The organism is Streptomyces sp. NPDC096339, assembly GCF_044762985.1.
Classification (GTDB): Bacteria; Actinomycetota; Actinomycetes; order Streptomycetales; family Streptomycetaceae; genus Streptomyces.
This window is the reverse complement of the sequence record NZ_JBIWFI010000005.1, coordinates 130,129-151,978: the sequence shown is the minus strand read 5'-3', so window position 1 is coordinate 151,978 and position 21,850 is coordinate 130,129. Positions and strand designations below refer to the sequence as shown.

General features: G+C 71.6%; 22 protein-coding genes and 1 pseudogene. 10 read left to right on the top strand and 13 right to left on the bottom strand.

What is annotated here, in order from left to right; genetic code table 11:
- Nucleotides 1-155: 155 nt before the first annotated feature.
- A complete protein-coding gene (locus tag ACIQ5Y_RS10820; RefSeq protein WP_403877894.1) occupies nucleotides 156-2,054 on the top strand; it encodes an FG-GAP-like repeat-containing protein in 1,899 nt (632 codons plus the stop codon).
- 85 nt (nucleotides 2,055-2,139) lie between these two features.
- Here the strand turns inward: ACIQ5Y_RS10820 and ACIQ5Y_RS10815 are convergent, their stop codons facing one another.
- A complete protein-coding gene (locus ACIQ5Y_RS10815) occupies nucleotides 2,140-3,126 on the bottom strand; it encodes a sigma-70 family RNA polymerase sigma factor (RefSeq protein ID WP_403877892.1) in 987 nt (328 codons plus the stop codon).
- Nucleotides 3,127-3,224: 98 nt separating this feature from the next.
- Nucleotides 3,225-4,523: an MFS transporter gene (locus tag ACIQ5Y_RS10810; RefSeq protein ID WP_403877889.1), complete on the bottom strand. Its 1,299-nt coding sequence runs from the start codon at nucleotides 4,521-4,523 to the stop codon at nucleotides 3,225-3,227.
- A gap of 98 nt (nucleotides 4,524-4,621) precedes the next feature.
- Between ACIQ5Y_RS10810 and ACIQ5Y_RS10805 the strand changes: the two genes are divergently transcribed.
- Nucleotides 4,622-5,548: a LysR family transcriptional regulator gene (locus ACIQ5Y_RS10805; RefSeq protein WP_403877886.1), complete on the top strand. Its 927-nt coding sequence runs from the start codon at nucleotides 4,622-4,624 to the stop codon at nucleotides 5,546-5,548.
- A gap of 119 nt (nucleotides 5,549-5,667) precedes the next feature.
- On the opposite strand, the gene ACIQ5Y_RS10800 is transcribed toward ACIQ5Y_RS10805, so the two are convergent.
- The 3 genes from ACIQ5Y_RS10800 to ACIQ5Y_RS10790 all read right to left on the bottom strand — a co-directional run bounded on the left by ACIQ5Y_RS10800 (nucleotide 5,668) and on the right by ACIQ5Y_RS10790 (nucleotide 8,313).
- Nucleotides 5,668-6,714, bottom strand: coding sequence for a LuxR C-terminal-related transcriptional regulator (locus ACIQ5Y_RS10800; protein ID WP_403877883.1), 1,047 nt, complete (start codon nucleotides 6,712-6,714; stop codon nucleotides 5,668-5,670).
- A gap of 430 nt (nucleotides 6,715-7,144) precedes the next feature.
- On the bottom strand, nucleotides 7,145-7,516 hold the full coding sequence (locus ACIQ5Y_RS10795) for a cupin domain-containing protein (RefSeq protein WP_403877880.1): 372 nt from the start codon (nucleotides 7,514-7,516) through the stop codon (nucleotides 7,145-7,147).
- A gap of 74 nt (nucleotides 7,517-7,590) precedes the next feature.
- Nucleotides 7,591-8,313: an alpha/beta hydrolase gene (locus ACIQ5Y_RS10790; protein ID WP_403877877.1), complete on the bottom strand. Its 723-nt coding sequence runs from the start codon at nucleotides 8,311-8,313 to the stop codon at nucleotides 7,591-7,593.
- Nucleotides 8,314-8,427: 114 nt separating this feature from the next.
- Here ACIQ5Y_RS10790 and ACIQ5Y_RS10785 point away from each other — a divergent pair, with 114 nt between their 5' ends.
- The 3 genes from ACIQ5Y_RS10785 to ACIQ5Y_RS10775 all read left to right on the top strand — a co-directional run bounded on the left by ACIQ5Y_RS10785 (nucleotide 8,428) and on the right by ACIQ5Y_RS10775 (nucleotide 10,852).
- A complete protein-coding gene (locus ACIQ5Y_RS10785; protein WP_385127484.1) occupies nucleotides 8,428-9,576 on the top strand; it encodes an adenosine deaminase in 1,149 nt (382 codons plus the stop codon).
- Nucleotides 9,577-9,715: 139 nt separating this feature from the next.
- Nucleotides 9,716-9,982 (top strand): hypothetical protein, encoded by a 267-nt coding sequence (locus ACIQ5Y_RS10780; RefSeq protein ID WP_403877875.1) that lies wholly within the window; start codon nucleotides 9,716-9,718, stop codon nucleotides 9,980-9,982.
- Nucleotides 9,983-10,102: 120 nt separating this feature from the next.
- Nucleotides 10,103-10,852: a hypothetical protein gene (locus tag ACIQ5Y_RS10775; protein ID WP_403877872.1), complete on the top strand. Its 750-nt coding sequence runs from the start codon at nucleotides 10,103-10,105 to the stop codon at nucleotides 10,850-10,852.
- A 26-nt stretch (nucleotides 10,853-10,878) separates the two neighbouring features.
- Here the strand turns inward: ACIQ5Y_RS10775 and ACIQ5Y_RS10770 are convergent, their stop codons facing one another.
- Both ACIQ5Y_RS10770 and ACIQ5Y_RS10765 read right to left on the bottom strand, forming a co-directional pair.
- A complete protein-coding gene (locus tag ACIQ5Y_RS10770; RefSeq protein WP_403877869.1) occupies nucleotides 10,879-11,079 on the bottom strand; it encodes a PspC domain-containing protein in 201 nt (66 codons plus the stop codon).
- A 37-nt stretch (nucleotides 11,080-11,116) separates the two neighbouring features.
- On the bottom strand, nucleotides 11,117-11,695 hold the full coding sequence (locus tag ACIQ5Y_RS10765; RefSeq protein WP_403877866.1) for a VanZ family protein: 579 nt from the start codon (nucleotides 11,693-11,695) through the stop codon (nucleotides 11,117-11,119).
- A gap of 81 nt (nucleotides 11,696-11,776) precedes the next feature.
- Between ACIQ5Y_RS10765 and ACIQ5Y_RS10760 the strand changes: the two are divergent.
- Nucleotides 11,777-12,946: pseudogene (locus tag ACIQ5Y_RS10760) on the top strand (calcium-binding protein); the annotation flags it as partial.
- Between the two features lie 66 nt (nucleotides 12,947-13,012).
- Here ACIQ5Y_RS10760 and ACIQ5Y_RS10755 read toward each other — a convergent pair.
- The 3 genes from ACIQ5Y_RS10755 to ACIQ5Y_RS10745 form a co-directional block, all read right to left on the bottom strand.
- The gene (locus tag ACIQ5Y_RS10755; RefSeq protein WP_403877863.1) at nucleotides 13,013-13,663 is read right to left on the bottom strand and encodes a PH domain-containing protein; all 651 of its coding nucleotides are present in this window, start codon (nucleotides 13,661-13,663) and stop codon (nucleotides 13,013-13,015) included.
- A gap of 25 nt (nucleotides 13,664-13,688) precedes the next feature.
- Entirely contained in the window at nucleotides 13,689-14,336 is a 648-nt protein-coding gene (locus tag ACIQ5Y_RS10750) for a class F sortase (protein ID WP_403877860.1), read from the bottom strand.
- 78 nt (nucleotides 14,337-14,414) lie between these two features.
- Nucleotides 14,415-15,395, bottom strand: coding sequence for a hypothetical protein (locus tag ACIQ5Y_RS10745; RefSeq protein WP_403877856.1), 981 nt, complete (start codon nucleotides 15,393-15,395; stop codon nucleotides 14,415-14,417).
- Nucleotides 15,396-15,638: 243 nt separating this feature from the next.
- Between ACIQ5Y_RS10745 and deoC the strand changes: the two genes are divergently transcribed.
- Genes deoC through ACIQ5Y_RS10730 form a run of 3 tightly spaced genes read left to right on the top strand, consistent with a single transcriptional unit; the run spans nucleotide 15,639 to nucleotide 18,935 of the window.
- Nucleotides 15,639-16,601: a deoxyribose-phosphate aldolase gene (gene deoC, locus ACIQ5Y_RS10740; protein WP_376657577.1), complete on the top strand. Its 963-nt coding sequence runs from the start codon at nucleotides 15,639-15,641 to the stop codon at nucleotides 16,599-16,601.
- 5 nt (nucleotides 16,602-16,606) lie between these two features.
- Nucleotides 16,607-18,043 (top strand): aldehyde dehydrogenase family protein, encoded by a 1,437-nt coding sequence (locus ACIQ5Y_RS10735; RefSeq protein ID WP_403877853.1) that lies wholly within the window; start codon nucleotides 16,607-16,609, stop codon nucleotides 18,041-18,043.
- Entirely contained in the window at nucleotides 18,036-18,935 is a 900-nt protein-coding gene (locus ACIQ5Y_RS10730) for an aldehyde dehydrogenase family protein (protein WP_403877850.1), read from the top strand. Before ACIQ5Y_RS10735 ends, ACIQ5Y_RS10730 begins: the two co-directional genes overlap by 8 nt.
- A 105-nt stretch (nucleotides 18,936-19,040) precedes the next feature.
- Here ACIQ5Y_RS10730 and ACIQ5Y_RS10725 read toward each other — a convergent pair whose 3' ends face one another.
- A complete protein-coding gene (locus tag ACIQ5Y_RS10725) occupies nucleotides 19,041-19,391 on the bottom strand; it encodes a hypothetical protein (protein WP_403877848.1) in 351 nt (116 codons plus the stop codon).
- A 72-nt stretch (nucleotides 19,392-19,463) separates the two neighbouring features.
- Here ACIQ5Y_RS10725 and ACIQ5Y_RS10720 point away from each other — a divergent pair, with 72 nt between their 5' ends.
- Nucleotides 19,464-20,174 carry a uridine kinase gene (locus ACIQ5Y_RS10720; protein ID WP_403878199.1) on the top strand — a complete coding sequence of 237 codons (711 nt, stop codon included), beginning with the start codon at nucleotides 19,464-19,466 and terminating at the stop codon, nucleotides 20,172-20,174.
- Here the strand turns inward: ACIQ5Y_RS10720 and ACIQ5Y_RS10715 are convergent.
- Complete coding sequence (locus tag ACIQ5Y_RS10715; protein WP_403877845.1) at nucleotides 20,171-20,884, bottom strand: hypothetical protein; 714 nt, start codon at nucleotides 20,882-20,884, stop codon at nucleotides 20,171-20,173. The two genes, ACIQ5Y_RS10720 and ACIQ5Y_RS10715, sit on opposite strands and share 4 nt — an antisense overlap.
- Nucleotides 20,885-21,015: 131 nt before the next feature.
- A complete protein-coding gene (locus ACIQ5Y_RS10710) occupies nucleotides 21,016-21,711 on the bottom strand; it encodes a SigE family RNA polymerase sigma factor (protein ID WP_403877842.1) in 696 nt (231 codons plus the stop codon).
- Between the last annotated feature and the right edge of the window lie 139 nt (nucleotides 21,712-21,850).

Genomic DNA, 21,850 nt, shown 5'->3' with positions numbered 1-21,850 from the left:
GGGGCTGTCAGAGTGCTGCCTTGCCGGGCTGCGAGAGGGGGCGACGGCTCACGCCCGTCCGCCTCCGCACGCCCGCCACCGCCATGTCCACGTGTCGGGTGCACGGTGTGGCTCACGCTCCGGTGTTCCCGGCCAGCCGTGAATGAGGGTGCCGCGTGTTCGAACTGTCGGTCTGCCGCGCAACCAGAACCACCGGATCCCGTGCGCGCGACGGGGCCCCCGCCGCGCGGCGCAGACGCAGGGGCGTCCTGGCCGGTGTGACCGGCGCGCTGTTCCTCACCGCGCTGATCGGCGCTCCGGCGGCCCACGCCCAGAACTTCGCCCCGGCGGTGAACTACCCGGTCGGCACCAGCCCCCAGTCGGTGGCGACCGGTGACTTCGACGGTGTCAACGGTCCCGACCTGGCCGTCGCGAACCCGAACAGCAACGACGTGTCGGTGCTGCTGAACAACGGCTCGGGCGCCTACGGCACGGCCACGGGCTACACCGTGGGCGCCCTGCCCGTCTCGGTGGCCGTCGCGGACGTCAACGGCGACGGCAAAGCGGACCTCGTCGTCACGAACACCAACGACGACGACATCTCGGTGCTGCTGGGCGACGGGTCCGGGGCGTTCCCGACGCGCACGGACTTTCCTGTGGGCGATGCGCCGGTCTCGGTGGCGGTGGGCAACTTCGACGGCGTCACCGGTCCCGACCTGGCCGTCGCGAACGCCGGCAGCGACGACGTGTCGGTGCTCCTGAACAACGGCTCGGGCACGTTCGCCCCGGTGGCCGGGAGTCCTTTCGCCGTCGGCGACACCCCGTTCTGGGTGGCGGTGGGCGACTTCAACGGCGACGGCAAGCCGGACCTCACCACCGCGAACTCGGTGGGCGGCAGCGTGTCGGTGCTGCTCAACACCGGGTCCGGTGCCTTCGGCCCGGCCGTGAACTATGGGGTGGGCAACAACCCGTTCTCGGTGGCCGTGGGCAACCTCGACGGCGCTACCGGTCTCGACCTGGCCGTCGCGAACCTCAACGACGACACCGTGTCGGTGCTCCTGAACAACGGCACGGGCACGTTCACCCCGGCGGCCGGGAGCCCTCACTCCTCGGGCGGCGACATGCCGTTCACCGTGGCGGTGGCCCAGATCGACGGCGTCGGCGGCCCCGACCTCGTCGTGACGAACGAGGGCAGCGACACCGTGTCGGTGCTGCGGAACACCGGGTCCGGTACGTTCGGCCCGGCCGAGCCCCACGCCACGGGCGATGCGCCGACCGGGCTGGCGGTCGCCGACCTCAACGGTGACGGACGCCTCGACCTGGTCACCGCGAACGCGAACAGCAACAACGTGTCGGTGCTGCTGGGCGTCAAGGCCCCGACGACCACCGTGCTGAACTCGTCGGTCAACCCGTCCGTGGTCGGCCAGACCGTGACCTTCACCGCCACGGTCAGCGGTGACGAGGGCACCCCGACCGGCACGGTCACCTTCAAGGACGGGGCCACCACCCTGGGCACCGACGCCCTCGACGGCACCGGCACGGCGACGCTCCCCGTCAGTACCCTGACCGTCGGCACCCACCCGATCACCGCCGAGTACGGCGGTGACACCACGTACGCGCCGTCCACCAGCAATACCGTCAACCAGGTCGTCAACGCGCTGACCTGTGCCAACGCGACGCCCACGATCATCGGCACCGACCACGCGGACAACCTCGTCGGCACCCCGGGCAACGACGTGATCTTCGCCCTCCGCGGCAACGACACGGTCAACGGCCTCGGCGGCGACGACCTCATCTGCGGCGCTCAGGGCAATGACGTCCTGATGGGTGGCACCGGAAACGACCGCATCGAGGGCGCTGACGGCAACGACACCATCAACGGCGACGACAACGACGACACCCTCCTCGGCGGCGACGGCAAGGACACCATCGGCGGCAACGCGGGCAACGACTCGCTGTTCGGCGAAGCGGGCAACGACACCCTCAACGGCGGCACCGGTACCAACATCAACAACGGCGGTCCCGGCAGGAACACCTGCACCAACCCCAGCACTGGATCCGGCTGCCTCGTCTGACGCACCCACCCGCACGCCGAACACCACGTGAACCCCCTGGAAGCAGCACACTTCCAGGGGGTTCACGCCTTCGCAACGGGCCGTCCTACGCCAGTTCCTCCGGGAGGCCGAACAGCGGGAACCACCGGGCGGTGTCGAGGAAGGCGTTGAGCCCGACGATCTTGCCGTCTGAGATCTCCAGGACCTGGAGCGCCCACGGCACGTGGCCCGTGCCCGAGGCGGCCGGACGGTACTGGCCGAAGGCCGGCAGGCCGTTCGCCGTCGTCGGGACCAGGCGGGAGCCCTTGCAGCCGATGCCCTGGTTCAGGTGCCACGCGGCGATGTCGGCGTGGCCCTGCAGCCACAGGTCGAACGGCGGCATCGACAGCACCGCGTCCTCGTGGAGGAGAGTGGTGAGCCGGGTGATGTCGTAGGCCTCGAAGGCGGAAAGGTACTGCTCCAGCAGCTTCGCCTGGTCCGCGTCGAGCGGGTCCGCCGGGTCGCTGTCGCGGATCCCGTGCGAGGCCAGAGTGGCTCGGGCCCGCTGAAGGGCGCTGTTCACCGACGCCACCGTCGTCTCCAGCAGCACGGCGACCTCGTCGGCCTTCCAGGCCAGCACCTCGCGCAGGATCAGCACGGCCCGCTGCTTCGCCGGCAGGTGCTGGAGCGCCGCGACGAAGGCCAGGCGCACCGATTCCTTCGCCAGGGCCATCTCCGCCGGGTCGGCGGTCTGCGGCAGCACCCGCCCGTCCGGGACCGGCTCCAGCCAGGTCACCTCGGAGCGCTCGTTGAGCACGGCGGAGGCCTGGTGCTGCGGCGCGGTCAGGTCCATCGGGCGGGCCCGCTTGTTCCCCGCGTTCAGCAGGTCCAGGCACACGTTCGTGGCGATCCGGTACAGCCACGACCGCAGCGAGGAGCGGCCCTCGAACTTCTCGTAGCTGCGCCAGGCACGGACGTACGTGTCCTGCACGGCGTCCTCGGCGTCGAAGGAGGAGCCCAGCATCCGGTAGCAGTAGCCGGTGAGCTCGACGCGGTACCGGTCCATCGCCGCGTCGAGGTCGAGGTCCTGCGGTGTCGTCGCGAGCTCGCTCATGATGCCTTTCCCCCTGGCCGGATCCGATACCTCGGAAACTACCGGAGGGCTCTGACAACGGCAGCCCGAACGGCCCAAGGACCGTTCGGGCGTGTCTCTCAGCGCGCGGCCGCGGCGGACACCGGCAGGCGCCGCTCCGCACGGGCCGCGTGCGAGCCGTACAGGGTGATCGACACGACGCCGAGCACCGCCAGCAGCGCGATGCCGACCGTGGCCGCCCAGCCCGCCGAGTGGTAGGCGAGCGCACCCAGGGTGCCGCCCGCGCTGGAGCCCAGGTAGTACGCCGACTGGTACAGGGCGGAGGCCTGCGCGCGGCCCGTCTTCGCCGTCCGGCTCACCGCCGAGGAGGCCACCGCGTGGCCCGCGAAGAAGCCCGCCGTGATCAGGATCAGGCCGACCAGGATCGCGGCCAGGGAATCCGACAGCGACAGCAGCAGCCCCAGCGCGGTGGTGGTCACCGCCAGGTACAGCGCACCGCGCCGCCCCGTCCGGGCCACCAACTGGCCGGCGGCCGCCGAGGAGACCGTACCGACCAGGTAGATCAGGAAGATCGAGCCGATCACGCCCTGCCCGAGCGAGAACGGCTCCTCGACCAGGCGGTAGCCGATGACGGTGTACACCGCGCCGAAGACGGTCATGAACAGCGCGCCGATCCCGTACAGCCGCAGCAGCAGCGGATCGCGCAGGTGACCGGCGACGGTACGACCCACCGCACGCGGGTTCAGCGACGCCGGCCGGAAGAACCGCGCCCGGGGCAGCAGCACCAGGAACGCCACCGCGCAGGCCAGCGACATCAGGGCGACGGCGCCCAGCCCGGCCCGCCAGCCCCACAACTGCGCGGCCCAGCCGGTGACGAGGCGGCCGCTCATGCCGCCGATGGAGTTGCCCGCCACGAACAGGCCGATCGCGGCGACCAGCGCCTTCGGCTTGACCTCCTCCGCGAGGTACGCCATCGCGGAGGCGGGGATACCGGCGATCGCCGCGCCCTGGACGGCGCGCAGCCCGATCAGCCACTCCAGGTTCGGCGCGAGGGGGATCAGCAGCGCGACGCCCACGGCCACGACCATGGAGCAGATCATCATCCGGGTCCGCCCGAAGCGCTCGGACAGCGCACTGAGCGGCAGGACGAACAGGGCGAGCGCACCGGTGGCCGCGGACACCGTCCAGCTGGCCTGACCCGCCGTCACGCCGAAACCGGCGGAGATCGCGGGCAGCAGCGCCTGGGTGGAGTAGAGGAGGGCGAAGGTCGCGAGTCCGGCGGCGAAGAGCGCGAGGCTCATCCGGCGGTAGCCGGGGCGGCCGGGGGAGAGGGCTTCACCGTCTTGATCGACGGAGCCGGGAGACGACGGGGTGGAGGCACCCGTGGTGACGGATGCCCCGGTATGAGCGGGAGGCATGCTTCGACGGTAGGCCCGCCTTTTTCATGCGTCCAATGCACAGAATCGCGATAATCGATCCACTCATGCATCAGCACAGCTCAGGGCGGCGCACGTCGATGAACCGTTACGAAGAAGACTTGTCCGTGACACAACTGCTGGCCCCGCGCCTCGCGTACTTCGCGGCCGTCGCCCGGCACGAGCACGTCACCCGCGCGGCACACGAACTGGGCGTCCCGCAGTCCACCCTCTCGCGGGCGATGGTCCGCCTCGAACACGACCTGGGCGTCACGCTGTTCGCCCGCAAGGGCCGTACCGTCGCCCTCACCACCGCCGGCCGCACCTTCCTGGCCTCCGCCGAGCAGGCCCTCGACGGCATCGCCCGCGCCGCCGAATCCGTCCAGCAGGACGCCGACCCCGCCTACGGCAAGGTCGCCTTCGGCTTCCTGCACACCCTGGGCTCCGAGACCGTACCCGGCCTCATCCGCGCCTTCCGCGCCGACCACCCCCGGATCCGCTTCTCCCTCGTCCAGAACTACGGCGAGGCCATGCTGGAGAAGCTGCGCTCCGGCGAACTCGACCTCTGCCTCACCTCACCCGTCCCGGACGCCCCCGACCTCGTCGCCCGCCGCCTCGACGAACAGCGCCTGCGCCTCGTCGTCCCCGACGACCACCGCCTCGCCGGCCGCAAGCGCATCCGCCTCGCCGAGGCCGCCGAGGAAACCTTCGTCACCCTGGAACCCGGCTACGGCCTGCGCCGCATCACCGACAACCTGTGCGCGGAAGCCGGCTTCACCCCCCGGGTCGCCTTCGAGGGCGAGGAGGCCGAAACCCTGCGCGGCCTGGTCGCCGCAGGCCTGGGCGTGGCCCTCCTGCCCCCACCCGCCGTGGCCCGCCCCGGTGTGGTCGAGCTTACGGTCACCGCCCCGCGCGCGGTCCGCGAGATCGGCGTCGCCTGGCTCGACGGCCATCCGGACACACCCCCGGTGGCGGAGTTCAAACGCTTCCTCCTCTCCCGCCGGGGTGCGCTGATCCCCGAGCTGTAGCGATTCCGGCCTCGCCGGCGTTTGAGGCGCGGGTCCGGGCAGAGCCCGGTGCCCGGCGGAGCCGGGATCCTGGGGCGCCGCCCAGCCCCCGCGCCTCAAACACCGGCGAGGCCGGAGTGTCAGGCGTCCCGTGTCGGCTCCCGATCGGGCTGAGCCGACAGCAAGTACCCCGCCTGGAAGCGGGACTTCGCCCCGACCGCGCGCATGATCTCGGCGATGTGCCGCTGGCAGGTCCGCTCCGACATGCCCAGCCGCCGCGCGATCACCTTGTCCTCCTGGCCCTCCGACAGCAGCCGTACGATCGTCTGCCGCAGCTCGTCAGAGATGGACCGGGCCGCTTCCGGGCTCACCGACGTCGGGAACGGCTCCGCGCCCAGCCAGGACCGCTCGAACGCCGCCGTCATGAAGTGGACGACGTTCGGCTCCCGCACCACCAGCGCCGCCCCGCTCCGCTCCGGAACCGCCATCAGGCCCGTGTGGCCGTCGAAGACCAGCATCCGCATCAGCCCGTCCCCCAGCGTCCGCACCTGCGCGCCCAGCGCCGTCACCCGTTCCACGTACGCCGCCGTGGGCCGCGAGTAGCGCGCCGTGTGCTGGTAGATCGTCCGCATCCGGACCCCGCGCGCCAGCAGCGACTCGTCCCGCCCGATCGCCTCCTCCAGGGTCTCCAGCGGCCGCCCGCCGCCCGGCTGCGAGGTCAGCAGTTCCCGCTCGCACGCCGCGACCAGCTCCGTGATCAGCCCCCGTACCGCCCCCAGGTCCGTGACCAGCTCCAGGCGTCCCGAAGCGCTCACGTCCCGGTGAGCGGTCCCCGCCTCGTACTCCGGTACCAGCGCCTCCAGCCGCCCCCGCAGCCGGTCCATCTCGTCGTGGGTCTCCCGTACGAGCAGAGCCAGCGGGGCCAGCGCCCGGGCCGCCGCCGCCCGGGGCGCCACCGCGCTCCACCGCTCGGGGCCCGCGCCCGGAGCGCGCTGGAGCAGGTGTGCGGCGGCCAGCTCGGTGATCGCGGTGGCCGCGCGCACCCCCAGCGCCCCCGTCGCCTCTCCGGCGTCAAAGGAATGCCGTTCGACCGCGTACGCGTACAGACGCCGCGCGGCGGGGCTCAGCTCCCCGGGTTGCCCAGTGGCGCCGGCTTCCCCGGCCACTCCATCCTCATCGGGTCGCATGTGCGTATTCGTCCCTGTACGCGATGATCTGTAAACCCCTCGTGTTCCCGCAAGGCGGCAAGACGACGCCTGCCCGGACACATTCGGCATATGCCGAAGAGGCACAGTGTCAGGACGGCGTGAGGGGGGAGCGCGGTATGCGGCAGCAATGGACGCCCGACGGGGGACGGGGGCCCGTTGCCGTCCTGCTGAGCCCGCGACCAGCCGTGGTGGCGGCCGCCCGCCCGGGGGGCACCTCCCAGCGGTAGCTGGGGGAGGGTGCGCACACCGTGGTGGTCGCGCCGGTTCCATCGGTGTCAACCGACCGTGAGGGGGCGGAGCGGCGGGTACGGACGGACTGGCGCGACCACAGCCACCTCAGCGAGGCCGGGGGACGGACGCACCGCGCGGTCACGCCGCTCGGGCAGGGCCCGGCGGCCCGGCGGAGGCGTCAGCCGGACGCGGGCTTCGCGTAGTCGACGTAACCCGTCCAGTCCAGCGCGACGCAGGGCTCGTCGCCCAGCACCCAGGCGTCGTGCCCGGGCGCGATCTGGATGAAGTCGCCGGGGCCGATCTCGCCGCTCTCCCCGTCGTCCATGACGATCTTCATCCGGCCGCTCACCACGTAACCGGTGTGGGCGGACTGGCAGCTGTCGGTGCCCGCGATCGGCTTGACGTGCATGGACCACCGCCAGCCCGGCTCGAAGACCGCGCGCCCCACGGCACCGCCCTCGGTGTTGAACAGGTCCAGCCTGCCCGTCTTCGCCTCGAACGGTCGCGTCTCGTCAGGCTTGTCGAAGTTCTTGTGCAGCAATCCGCCCATGGCCCATCGCCCTCCGGGAGAGGAACAGCACCCCGAGTCCATTCCTCACGGTACGCCGGGCGTCCCCGCCCCGCTCATCCCCTCAGCGACCGCCCGAACCCGGAGGCCAGCGGCATCCGCAGACCCAGCGGCGGGGGAGCGGCGAGGGCGTCCGTCACCGGGCGGGAGTACCTGCCCGAGCCCAGCGCGCCCAGGATGAAGTCCACGGCCAGCGCCACCACTTCCGCCTGGTGCTCGTGCAGCCGGTGCCCGTCCGAATGCACTTCGAAACGACAGGTAGAACGATTCGCCTTCTTCGCCCGCGCCGCCAGCCGGAACGAGCCCTCCGGGTCGCTGCGCGCGTCGTTGGTGCCGTGGACGATCAACACCTGCCGCCCCGACAGCTGTTTCACCGGTTCAGGGGAGTCGTTGCCGACCCTCTCCTCTAACGAAGGCGCCATCGCCAGAACGGAGTTGACGGCCCCGTGCCCCGCCGCCCGCAGTGCCGTCAGCCCTCCCGCGTCGTATCCGGCCAGGCACACCGGCACGTCCCCGTACCGCCGCCCCACCTCGTCCGCGGCCCACCTCGCCTGCTCCTCCCGGGAGTCCTGCCCGCCGTACACGACCGGGTGCGCCACCAGGCCGTCCGCCGCACCCGCCCGGGCCAGCGCCCGCGCGAGCGGGCGCAGCGGACCGGGGAACAATCTGGACGCCCCCGGAAGCAGGAGGACCACACCGCTGACCGTCGATACCGAGCCGTTCGCGCCGGCCACCCGTCCCAGACGGGCCCCGCGCGCCGGCGGCGCATGCTGTGCCATGGCCGAACACTCTCAGACCCCGAGATGTACGCCATCCGTCCGCGCGGTCACTGTTACATATCGGCGGACGCCGTCGGCATCCCGCTCTACGCGCGTAGGAGCTAGAGTGCCCAGATGACGAGCGAGACCCCCACCCTGCCGACCCCGGACCAGATCCGCCGCTCCCCGAAGGTGCTCCTGCACGATCACCTCGACGGAGGCCTGCGCCCCGGGACCATCATCGAGCTGGCCCGCGAGGTCGGCTACGAGAACCTGCCCGAGACCGACGCCGACAAGCTCGGCATCTGGTTCCGCGAAGCCGCCGACTCCGGCTCCCTGCCGCGCTACCTGGAGACCTTCGCGCACACCTGCGCGGTCATGCAGACCAAAGAGGCCCTGTACCGGGTCGCCGCGGAATGCGCCGAGGACCTGGCCGAGGACGGCGTCGTGTACGCCGAGATCCGCTACGCCCCCGAACAGCACCTGGAGAAGGGGCTGACCCTCGAAGAGGTCGTCGAGGCCGTGAACGAGGGCTTCCGCGAGGGCGAGCGCCGCGCCAAGGCCAACGGTCACCGCATCCGCGTCGGCGCCCTGCTCACCGCGATGCGCCACGCCGCCCGCGCGCTGGAGATCGCGGAACTGGCCAACCGCTACCGCGACCACGGCGTGGTCGGCTTCGACATCGCCGGCGCCGAGGCCGGGTTCCCTCCCACCCGCCACCTCGACGCCTTCGAGTACCTCAAGCGCGAGAACAACCACTTCACCATCCACGCGGGCGAGGCCTTCGGCCTGCCGTCGATCTGGCAGGCCCTGCAGTGGTGCGGCGCGGACCGCCTCGGTCACGGCGTGCGGATCATCGACGACATCGAGGTCGCCGACGACGGCTCCGTGACGCTGGGCCGGCTGGCCTCGTACGTCCGGGACAAGCGCATCCCCCTGGAGATGTGCCCGACCTCGAACCTGCAGACGGCCGCGGCCGCCTCGTACGGCGAGCACCCGATCGGTCTGCTGCGGAAGCTGCACTTCAGGCTCACCGTCAACACCGACAACCGCCTGATGAGCGGCACCAGCATGAGCCGCGAGTTCGAGCACCTGGTCGACGCCTTCGGGTATTCCCTCGACGACATCCAGTGGTTCACCGTCAATGCGATGAAGTCCGCGTTCATTCCTTTCGATGAACGACTGGCCATGATCAACGAGGTGATCAAGCCGGGGTACGCGGAGCTGAAGTCCGAATGGCTCTTCCAGCAGACCGCCTCCACCAGCGGTTCCGTCCTGGCGTAGGCCATGGCTTGACGTACCGAAAGCGCCCGGGAGGAGCAATTCCCGGGCGCTTTCTCGTATTTAAGGATGTTTGCGGGCCGGGGTTTGAAGTGACTAGTTTGCGGAGCCGCCCAATTCCCCGTCGCAAGGACGATTCTTCATGAAGCAGTCAGCTGCCAAGACCCTCGGTGTCGCCGCTCTCGGTGCCGCCTTCGCCGCCGTCGCCGCGGGCACCGCCTCGGCCGCCGCGGTTCCGGCCGTCGGCCTCACCGACACGCTGGGCACCGCCACCACCGCGGTCCAGGGCCTCACCAGCCAGCAGCACATGGGCGCCCAGGAAGGCGAGCAGTCCAGCGACCCGGCAGCCGCGCTCGCCCCGGTGACCGGTCTGCTCGGCGGTCTGCCGACCAGCGGTCTCGGCGCCTGATCCGTACGCGCGTACCCGTGGCGCACACCCCTTCGAGCGGGTGGGCGCCACGCCGCGTCGTATGCCACGATCATCGCCAACTGCCCACCCAGGTACGGGGTATGAGGTTCGGTCATGCGCATGAAGGCACGAGCGACGATGGTCGCGCTGCTCCCCACCCTGCTGTTCGCGGCCGTGGGATGCAGTAGTACGCACGCCCCCGCGGGCGGCAAGGCCCCGGACCCGAAGGGCTCCCCGGTCGCGCCCGCCGCGTCGGCCTCCGCCCCGGCCCCGTCGGGCTCGGCCGCGGCCAAGAGCGGCGGCAGCAGGCTGGAGCGGTCCGCGCTGGAACAGGGCGACCTGCCCGGCTACCAGATCTCCGCCCAGGGCAAGAACCCGAACGCCCCGGACGGCCAGCCGCAGGCAGACAAGAAGGTCTGCCAGCCGCTCGCCGACATCATGGGCGACGATCCGGACCCGGCCGCACGCCAGACCGTCAACCGCGGCGTCGGCTCCCAGAAGCAGCTCGGACTCGCCGTCTCCGCCTCCGTCAGCTCCTACGCCGAGAGCGACGCCAAGGCGCTGATCTCCCGGCTCAAGGCCGCCGTGGCCGCCTGCGGCACGGGCTTCTCCGCCACCGTCGAGAAGCAGACCGCCGGCTACCGCGACGTACGCGCCGCCGACTACCGCACCACCGGCGACGAGAGCGTCAGCTGGACCACGACCGCCGCCGGCCAGGGCGTCTCCGCCCAGGTCCATCTGGTCGTCGTGCGCGAGGGCGACACCATCGTGCGGCTGATGGCCCTCGACGTGGCCTCCGGCCAGAAGCAGGCGCGGGTGCCGCAGGAAGTGGCGGACAGGCAACTGGAGAAGATCAAGCGGGCCGCCTGACCCTCCCCGGCTCCGCCCCGCGTCCGCTACCAGGCGGTGGACGCGGGCTTCTCGTTCGGCAGCAGCAGCCAGAGCGCGATGTAGATCAGGAACTGCGGACCGGGCAGCAGGCACGAGGCGACGAATATGACGCGCATCGTGTTCGCGGAAATTCCGAAGCGGCGCGCCAGCCCCGCGCACACTCCACCGATCATTCGGCCGTCACGGGGGCGGACAATGGCGCTCATGGGTTCTCCTTCGTCGGGATCGCTCGATTGCGATGTCTCAATACTCCCGGGGAACCGCCGACAGGACGTCGGTCCAGGGGCCGAGCCCGACCCTGGTAATTTTCGGGGTCGCCCCCTGATAAGCGGCGTGTGAGCGGCGCAGCCGCGCCCGCAGCGCAGGTACGACGGCCACGTGCGCGAGCACCACGCCGACGGTGTTCAGCAGCATCGAGTCCACGTCGACGACCTGTCCGGGAACGGCGGTCTGGAACATCACGATGCTCGCCGAGACCAGTGCGCCCGCGGCGGCGGTCCGCACCAGCGAGGACCACGCGGACAGCGCCGACGGCGCGAGCCGCCCGCTGACCAGTGGCAACAGCACCCCGAGCGGGGCCAGCAGGGCCAGCCCCTCCCCGATCCGCCGGGCGCCTTCCAGCGGCCCGGCCGCGAAGGCCGCCCTGATCCCCTCCAGCGGGGTCAGATTGGCGGCCGCGGCCCACGGCACGTCGAGGGGGCGGAGGGTCAGCCAGCCGACGACCAGGAGGTGCGCGGCCAGCAGGGCCGCGGCCAGGAGCCGGAGCCGGACGGAGACGGCGGGGGCGGTGCCGGTGCTTTCGCCGGCCTCATTGCGCTGCACACCTGCGAGGACGCGTCATGCGGCGGCGCCGGTTCCGCCGGTCGGGCGGGCTCGCCGAGGAACGTACGAGAATCCGATCGGATGAAATCGCCGCGGCGGGCGACGAGCCCCCTCCGGGCACCACCCGAGATCACGCACAGTGATCGCGAACTCCCGGAAAGGAGAACGGCCATGTCCGGAGAACGACGAGCCGTCCGCATGGTGGTGGCCACGGTCGGCGCACAAGTGCTGGTCGCAGCCCTGGTCGGGCTCGGTGCGGCCGAGGCCGCCGCCGCGACGCCCACGTGCTTCGACGCGGTCGCCACGACCACGGTGGGCACACCCGGTGACGACGTCATCATCGGCACCCCCGGCCGCGACGTGATCGACGGCGGCGGCGGAAACGACCTGATCTGCGGACTCGGCGGCGGCGACACGCTCATCGGCGGCGCGGGCGACGACTACGTCGCCGGCGGGGCCGGTGACGACAGGGTCGACGGCGGCGCCGGCAACGACACGCTGATCGGCGACGACATCGCGTGGACGGGGGACGCCACCGGCCCCACCGGGCGCGACCTCCTCACCGGCGGCGCCGACTTCGACTCCCTGACCGGCGATCACTGGGCCGTACAGGGCACCGCGGCCGGCGCCTCGCCCGACGTACTGCTCGGCGGGGACGGCAGTGACTCCCTGACCGGCGACAGCCGGGGCGACCACGTCACCGGCGCCGCGAACGACCGCCTGGAGGGCGGCGCGGACAGCGACGGCCTCGTCGGGGACTCGATCGGCTACTACGACGCGTCGGGCGCCGCCGACGACGTCCTGCTGGAGGGGCCGGGAGAGTTCGGCGACGTGACCGGCGACAGCCTGGCGGTCCTCGGCAACGCGAGCGGCAGCGGCGGCGACGACCTCATCGACCTCGGCGCGGACGGCGGATTCGGCGCCTGGGGCGACCACCTGGCGTCCGGCCGGGCGACCGGCTCCGGGAACGACCGCATCCTCGGTGGCAGCGCCGGCGAGGTCATCCTCGTGGGGGACAGCATCGCCGCCGATCCCACGGGGGCCACCGCGGGGAACGACGTGATCGACGGCCGGGGCGGCGACGACCGCATCATCGGCGACAACGGGCGGGACTTCGACGGCGGCTCGGTCGGTACCGCCGGCGGCAACGACACGCTCAGCGGCGGCGCCGGCAACGACTTCCTGCGCGGCGGTCCCGCCGCGGACAGCCTCATCGGCGGTGCCGGTACGGACGACTGCGACGGCGAGGGCGGTACCGACATCGAGGTCGGCTGCGAGGCCGCGACCGCGGCCTCGGCCGGGACCGCCGCACCGGGCTCAGCGCAGGGCGATCAGCACGATCAGCAGCACCGCTCCGGCCACGGCCGGGGCGATGATCTCGTACGACCACTGCACCCGTACGGAGCCCTGGGCGCCCGGCCGGGAGGCACCGCGTTCCGCCAGTTCCCGTAGCTCGTCCACGATCCGGTCGGCCCGAGCCCGCTGCGGGGTGGCGGGGGCGGTCTTCTCGTCGGAGGAGTTCGTCCCGCCCCCGGTCAGCCCGCCCCCGGTGAGCCCGCCGCGGCGGCCGGTCTGCTGCCGGTTCGCCCGCTTGCGCTCCCGCAGCGAGACGGGCACCGACCAGAGCTGGAACTTCGACCCCTCGGCCAGCACCTCCGCCGAGTACCCGGCGCGCACCGCGTCCACGGACGCCCAGGGCAGCTCGATGACCCGGAAGGGGTTCCGTACGCGCAACCGGTCGTCATTGGCGAAGACGGCCGGGCGGATCGTGAACGCCACGATCAGGGGTGCGGCGCACAAGAGGATCGCGAGTGAGATGAACGGGGTGTTCCCCGTGCCGCGGACCACCGCGTCCACGCACAGCCAGACGGTCAGCGCCAGCAGCAGCACGCCGGTGACCACGGACATGGAGGAGCGGTAGACCCGGTCCGCGTACACCGGTTCATCAGGGGGCTGCTGGCTGCTCATGCGGTCGATTCTGCCCCACGCCGTCTCAGCTGACGAGATCGGCGTACAGGATGATGTTGTCGGGCCGGTGGCCGTCGGTGATCTCGCCCCCGCAGGTGATGACGCGCAGCTCGGGGCGGGTGGTGTCGCCGTACACCTTGGCGGTGGGGAACCGCTCCTTGCCGACCTGCTCCAGCTCGCGCACCCGGAAGACGGCGGTGCTGCCGTCCGCCCGGTTCACCGTGATCTCGTCACCGGTGCGGACCTTGGAGACGTCCTTGAGCACGGCGGGGCCGCGTGCGGTGTCGAAGTGTCCGATCAGCACGGCGGGACCGGTCTCCCCGGGCGTGACGCCCTTCGTGTACCAGCCGATCTTGTCCCCGTCGGCCACGGAGGGCACCTCGACCGTGCCGTCGCCGGCCAGCCCCAGCTTCAGCACCGGGGAGGCGTCGACGCCGGCCGAGGGGATCCGTACGCGCACGGGCGCCGAGGCGGGCAGGGGAGTGGCGGCGGCGGTCGGCGCCGGGGCCGCCGCGGGCGCGGAGGCCGGGGAGACGTACGGCGCCGGGGCGGTCGCGGGCTTCCCGGGCGCGGGGGCCCCGCAGCCGCTGATGCCGGCGCCGGCCAGGGCGACGAGGGCGACGGTGACGGCGAGGACCGGGCCGCGGGCGGCGCGGCGGGACGGGCGGACCATGGAGGGCTCCTGCAACGAGGGATGGCGGGCCGCCACGAGGGCGGCCCGCCGAAGGGTGGGGCGAAGGGGCGTACCGGGTCAGCCGTGGTTGCGGCGGCGGCGCAGGACGGTCGTGCCGATGGCGGCGAGGATCGCGACCAGGCCGGCGCCGGCCGCCACGGTCGTGGTGTTGTCGGTGTCCGCGACGGTCTCCACGGGGAGTTCGGCACCGGCGGCCACCGGGCCTTGCGGGATGACGGTGGTCTGGCCCGCGGTCTGCGCCTTCTTCCCGCCCGGGGCGGTGGAGGCGGTGGCGGACGGCTTCGGCGCCGGGGTCCCGGACTGCTCCTCGGTGACCTTGTAGTCGAGCTTGCAGCCCTTGGGGAGCTCGGGGAAGGCGGCCTTCTGGACCGGGACGCCCTCGCCGCCCTGGGTCTTCCACTCGAAGACCGGCTTGGCGCCGCTCGGGTTCGCGATGCGCAGGTAGTAGTCGTCCGAGCCCGTGGGGTGCGTGCGGTCCAGGGTGCGGGTCCAGTCGCCGGGCGTCGGCTCGGAGTGCACGTAGGCCCTCGGGCCCTTCGGGGACATGACCAGGTCGGCGATCAGGCCGGCGCCCACCGGGACCTTCTTGACCTCCGAGATGCACGTGGCGGGGGCCGTCGCGCCCTTGGGCAGCGGGAAGGACTTGGTGGCGCCGTCCTTGGTGGTGACCGTCAGGACGGGAGTGGCCGTCGTGATGTCCGTCAGCTTCAGCGACAGGCCGTTGACCGTGGTCGTGGTCGCCTCGCGGTTGAGCAGGCGCATGACCCGGGTCATGTAGTCGTCGCCGGGCTTCCAGTCGGCGGGAACGCTGCGGATCCAGGCCTCCGGGCCCTCGGCCCCGTTGCGCAGCACCGCGACCAGGCCCTCCCCGATGTAGACCGGCTTGCCCTCGTAACGGCTGTTGTCCGAAGCGGCGGTGGCGGTGGAGGCCGGGGTCTGGGCGGCGGCGGCGAAGGCGGTGCCCGCGGCGGGCGCCAGGAGGGCTCCGGCGACGACGGCCGTGACGAGCGAGGTGCGGAGGGCGAGGGCGGAACGCATAACGACTCCTGAAGCGTGGGTGATGAGAGTGGAGGAGAGTCGCATGCCGCGTTGCGTCTGTTCGGTCTGGTTCACCGGGTCAGGTGTGGCGGGCTGCTGAAGAAGAATCTACGGATCCCGTGCGTGCGGACGATCTTGCTCCTGTCATGGCCGCGTAACAGCAAACGGGGTGCCCGATTCCGATTGGTTTCGGGGGAGGGGGTGACAGGTTGCTACGCGCGTAGATATGCTCATGTGGTGACCATGCCCACCACCCTCTCCGCATTCGCCGACGTGACGACGTCCGACAGTGCGCTGCGCCGCTTCCTGCACGGGCTGCCCGGCGTAGACCCTGTCGGCCTGGAGGCCCGCGCGGCCTCGCTCGGGACCCGTTCGATCAAGACGACGGCCAAGGCGTACGCCATCGACCTGGCCATCTCGATGATCGACCTGACGACGCTGGAAGGCGCGGACACCCCGGGCAAGGTCCGGGCGCTCTCCGCCAAGGCCGTCAATCCCGACCCGACCGACCGCACGACCCCGATGACGGCCGCCGTCTGCGTCTACCCCGACATGGTGGCCACCGCGAAGGCCGCCCTGAACGGCGCCGACGTCAAGGTCGCCTCCGTGGCCACCGCCTTCCCGGCCGGCCGCGCCGCGCTGCCCGTCAAGCTCGCCGACACCCGTGACGCCGTCGCCGCCGGCGCCGACGAGATCGACATGGTCATCGACCGTGGCGCCTTCCTCGCCGGCCGCTACCTGGAGACGTACGAGCTGATCAAGGCGGTCAAGGAGGCCTGCGTCCGCGAGGACGGCAGCGCCGCCCGCCTGAAGGTCATCTTCGAGACCGGCGAGCTGTCGACCTACGACAACATCCGCCGCGCCTCCTGGATCGGCATGCTCGCGGGCGCCGACTTCATCAAGACGTCGACCGGCAAGGTGGGGGTCAACGCCACCCCGGCGAACACCCTGCTCATGCTCGAAGCCGTACGCGACTTCCGGGCGCAGACTGGAATCCAGATCGGCGTGAAGCCGGCCGGCGGCATCCGCACCACCAAGGACGCGATCAAGTTCCTCGTCCTGGTCAACGAGACCGTGGGCGAGGACTGGCTGAGCAACCACTGGTTCCGCTTCGGCGCCTCCAGCCTGCTCAACGACCTGTTGATGCAGCGCCAGAAGCTGAGCACCGGCCGTTACTCCGGTCCCGACTACGTGACGGTGGACTGATCACCATGGCATCTGTTTTCGAGTACGCACCGGCACCCGAGTCCCGCTCGGTCGTCGACATCGCCCCCTCCTACGGGCTCTTCATCGACGGCGAGTTCACCGACGCCGCCGACGGCAAGGTCTTCAAGACCGTCTCCCCGGCCTCCGAGGAGGTCCTCGCCGAGGTCGCCCAGGCGGGCGCCGCCGACGTGGACCGCGCCGTGAAGGCGGCCCGCAAGGCGTTCGAGAAGTGGTCCGCGCTGCCCGGCTCCGAGCGCGCCAAGTACCTCTTCCGCATTGCCCGGATCATCCAGGAGCGCAGCCGCGAACTGGCCGTCCTGGAGACCCTCGACAACGGCAAGCCGATCAAGGAGACCCGCGACGCGGACCTCCCGCTGGTCGCCGCGCACTTCTTCTACTACGCGGGCTGGGCCGACAAGCTCGACCACGCCGGCTACGGCCTGAACCCGCGCCCGCTCGGTGTCGCCGGCCAGGTCATCCCGTGGAACTTCCCGCTCCTCATGCTCGCGTGGAAGATCGCCCCGGCGCTCGCCACGGGCAACACCGTCGTGCTGAAGCCGGCCGAGACGACCCCGCTCTCCGCCCTGTTCTTCGCGGACATCTGCCGCCAGGCGGGCCTGCCCAAGGGCGTCGTCAACATCCTCACCGGTTACGGCGACGCGGGCGCGGCCCTCGTCGAGCACCCGGACGTCAACAAGGTCGCCTTCACCGGCTCCACGGCCGTGGGCAAGAAGATCGCCCGCCACGTCGCCGGCACCGACAAGAAGGTCACCCTCGAACTGGGCGGCAAGGGCGCCAACATCGTCTTCGACGACGCCCCGATCGACCAGGCCGTCGAGGGCATCGTCAACGGCATCTTCTTCAACCAGGGCCAGGTCTGTTGCGCCGGATCCCGCCTCCTCGTCCAGGAGTCGATCCACGACGAGCTGCTGGACTCCCTCAAGCGCCGCCTGAGCACCCTGCGCCTGGGCGACCCGCTCGACAAGAACACCGACATCGGCGCGATCAACTCCGCCGAGCAGCTCGCCCGGATCACCGCGCTCGCCGACACCGGCGAGGCCGAGGGCGCCGAGCGCTGGTCCCCGGCGTGCGAGCTGCCGTCCGCCGGCTACTGGTTCGCCCCGACGCTCTTCACGAACGTCACCCAGGCGCACACCGTCGCCCGCGACGAGATCTTCGGCCCGGTGCTGTCCGTACTGACCTTCCGTACGCCCGACGAGGCCGTCGCCAAGGCCAACAACAGCCAGTACGGCCTGTCCGCCGGCATCTGGACGGAGAAGGGCAGCCGCATCCTCGCGGTGGCCAACAAGCTCCGCGCGGGCGTCGTCTGGGCCAACACCTTCAACAAGTTCGACCCGACCTCGCCGTTCGGCGGCTACAAGGAGTCGGGCTTCGGCCGCGAGGGCGGTCGCCACGGCCTGGAGGGCTACCTCGATGTCTGAGTCGTCGTCGACGCGTCTGAACGTCTTCAAGACCTACAAGCTGTACGTCGGGGGCAAGTTCCCCCGCTCCGAGAGCGGCCGGGTGTACGAGGTGAGCGACTCCAAGGGCAACTGGCTGGCCAACGCACCCCTGTCCTCCCGCAAGGACGCGCGTGACGCCGTCGTCGCGGCCCGCAAGGCCTTCGGCGGCTGGTCGGGCGCGACCGCGTACAACCGGGGCCAGATCCTCTACCGCATCGCCGAGATGCTGGAGGGCCGCCGCGACCAGTTCGTCCGCGAGGTCGGCGAGGCCGAGGGCCTGTCCAAGTCGAAGGCCGGCGCCGTCGTGGACGCGGCCATCGACCGCTGGGTCTGGTACGCGGGCTGGACCGACAAGATCGGCCAGGTCGTGGGCGGGGCCAACCCGGTCGCGGGTCCGTTCTTCAACCTCTCCACGCCCGAGCCGACCGGTGTCGTCACCGTCGTCGCCCCGCAGGCCTCGTCCTTCCTGGGCCTGGTCTCGGTGATCGCCCCGGTCATCGCCACCGGCAACACCGCGGTCGTCATCGCCTCGGAGAAGTCCCCGCTCCCCGCCCTCTCCCTGGGCGAGGTGCTCGCCACCTCCGACCTGCCGGGCGGCGTGGTCAACATCCTGTCCGGCAAGGCCGCCGAGATGGGCCCGCACCTGGCCTCCCACCAGGACGTCAACGCGATCGACCTGGCCGGTGCCGACGTGGCGCTGGCCAAGGAACTGGAGATCGCGGCCGCGGACAACCTCAAGCGCGTCCTGCGTCCACAGCCTGTGGACGACTGGAACGCGGACCCGGGCACGGCACGCATGACGGCCTTCCTGGAGACCAAGACCGTCTGGCACCCCACGGGGTCGCTGGGCTCGGGCGGATCGTCGTACTAGAACCGCCCCAACTGGATCGGGGTACCGGGACCGTCCTCCCGGTACCCCACCCCAAGACCGGCCCCGGCAGCGTTCCCCCGCCTGCCGGGGCCTTCCCGCGTCCGCCTACGCCTTGGGGAGCACCGGCCCGAGCAGCGAGGACACGGCGGCCGTCGGCAGCTCGCCGACCGAGGAACCGCGGGTCAGGCTGCCGGTGACCATGCCCGTGCCGACCGCGGGGAAGTCCGCGACCTGGGTGGCGACCCCGTTGTCGAGCGGGTCCACACCGGTGTTGGCCAGGGGGTTCACCTTGAGGTTCGAGACGGGGTTCGCGACCCCGGCCAGCGCCGCCGGGACGTCGAGCTCACCGGCCTGCGCCCCACCGGCGGCCATCGCCAGGGCCGCACCGGCCATCGAGACCGTCAGGCCCGCGCTGCGGAGCCGGTTCGGTACGGAAGGGGCTGCGTGACGTGCCATGGGTTCCCGCCCTGAGGTGCCTGGTGCCTGAAGTGGTAGTCGCGTGCGCACGCAGCGTAGTCGAGGTGTGATATCGACACCAACCGGCCACCGGGAGGATCCCCTACGCGGGGTAATGCTTCACACTGGTGTCCCGTGAGCTGTTCTTCTCCCCTGCCTACGCGCGTCGTCCTGCTGACCGGGCCCTCGGGCTCCGGCAAGTCCTCGCTGGCCGCCCGTTCGGGCCTGCCGGTGCTGCGCCTGGACGACTTCTACAAGGAGGGCGACGACCCGACCCTGCCGCTGGTCGAGGGAAGCTCCGACATCGACTGGGACTCCCCGCTGTCGTGGGACGCGGACGTCGCCGTCGCGGCCGTCGCCGAACTGTGCCGCACCGGACGCACCGAGGTGCCCGTGTACGACATCGCGACCAGCTCCCGCACCGGCACCGAGACCCTGGACATCTCCCGCACACCGCTGTTCATAGCGGAGGGCATCTTCGCCGCCGACATCGCCGCCCGCTGCCAGGAACTCGGCCTCCTCGCAGACGCGATCTGCCTGCGCGGCCGCCCGTCCACCACCTTCCGCCGCCGCCTCGCCCGCGACATGCGCGAAGGCCGCAAGTCCCTGCCGTTCCTGCTGCGCAGGGGCTGGCGCCTGATGCGCGCCGAGCGCGGCATCGTGGCCCGGCACACCGCCCTCGGCGCCCACGCCTGCGGCCCCGACGAGGCCCTCGGCCGCCTCGCGGCAGCCGCCGCCGGCCGCCACCGCGCGGCGACCACCGCCTCCGCGACCGCCGCCTAGCCGACGCAGCCGGGAACGCCGACGGGGCCGGCGCAGTTACTGGTGTTCCCGTCGACGGTGTTGTTGACGATCGACGACCGGTTCGTCGTCACGGGGATCCGGTTGTAGATGCCGCCGCCCTCGCCGCCTCCGTCCGCGTTGTTGAAGCTGATCGTGGAGCGGTTCAGCCGCAGGGTGCCGCCGTCGTTGTTGATGCCGCCGCCCTGCCCGCCGGGCGCGCTGTTCAGGGTCACCGTGGAACCGTTCAGCGTCACCGGGCCGAAGTTCAAGAGGAGCAGCCCACCGCCGTACTGACCGGTGTTGGAACTGACCGTCGAATTGTTCAGCGAGAGCGTGCCCCAGTTGCTGATGCCACCGCCGAAGCCGGCGAGCCCGTTCGCGTTCAGGACGCCGGCGATGTTGCCGGTCACCGCCGACTGGTTCATCGACAGACTGGCGCCGGGCGCGTTGTAGACGCCGCCGCCTCCGCCGGTGCCGCCGGCGGTGAAGATCGCCGTGTTCCCGCTGACCGTGACGCGGTTGAACGACAGCGTGCCGCTGTTGTGGACGCCACCGCCGTTGCTCGCGGAGCCGCCGCTGACGGTCAGCCTGTTCACCGACACCGTGACGCCCGCGGTGACCGTCAGCGTGGTGCCGGTGCCGCCACCGTCCAGGGTGGCACCCGTCGCCCCCGACAGGGTCAGGTTCTTGTTGACGGTGAAATTGCCCACGGGCGACGCCGCGGACACATGAAAGCGCGGGACCGATCGGACCCCCGTCCGACCGATCCCGCGCTCTCCCCCCATGGCCGCCGCCCCACCCCCGCAGGGCGGCCCCCCGGCCGTTGGCTCGTCGGGGCTCGTCAGGCGACGAGCTCCTCGAAGGACTCCGCCTCGTCGGCGCCGAAGCTCAGCGCCTCGTCCTCGCGCAGACGCCGCAGCGAGCGCCAGATGCTGGACTTCACCGTGCCGACGCTGATCCCGAGGATCTCCGCGATCTCCGGGTCCGTACGGCCCTCGTAGTAGCGCAGCACCAGCATCGTGCGCTGCGGCTCCGGGATCCGGGCCAGCGCCTGCCACAGCACCGCACGCAGCTCCGTACCGCGCATCGCGTCCGTGTCGGAGGCCGTCTCCGGCAGTTCCTCCGTCGGGTACTCGTTCAGCTTGCGCCGGCGCCAGGCACTGATGTGCAGGTTCGTCATGGTCCGCCGCAGGTAGCCGCCGACCGCCGCCTTGTCACTGATCCGGTCCCAGGCGCGGTACGTCGAGAACAGCGCGCTCTGCAGCAGGTCCTCGGCCTCGTGCCGGTCGCCGGTGAGGTGGAAGGCCGTCGCGTACAGGGCGGCACGCCGCTCCTGGACGTACGCGGTGAACTCCGCCTCGGACGCCGAGGACGGGGTGCGCTGCGCGGGAACCGCTTCGTACTTCTGAGCGTCAATGGCTACGACGTGCGCCGGTCGGGGACGGGCGACCGCCACCGAACGGACACCCGCCCGGCGGTTCACATCGTGCAGCCGCGTGACAACCGCGCTGGTCGTGGTGCTGTGCAGCGTGTTCATCTCGCGCCCCCCGTCGTGGAGTGTGTCTGCTTCGGACCGTTGTGCTTGGTGCGTTGACAGAAGCCTGCCCGGCCGACTTAACCGGGGTGTCCGTCGACTGTCACAGCACTGTCACAGCGGCCCCCGCGCAGATCACGTA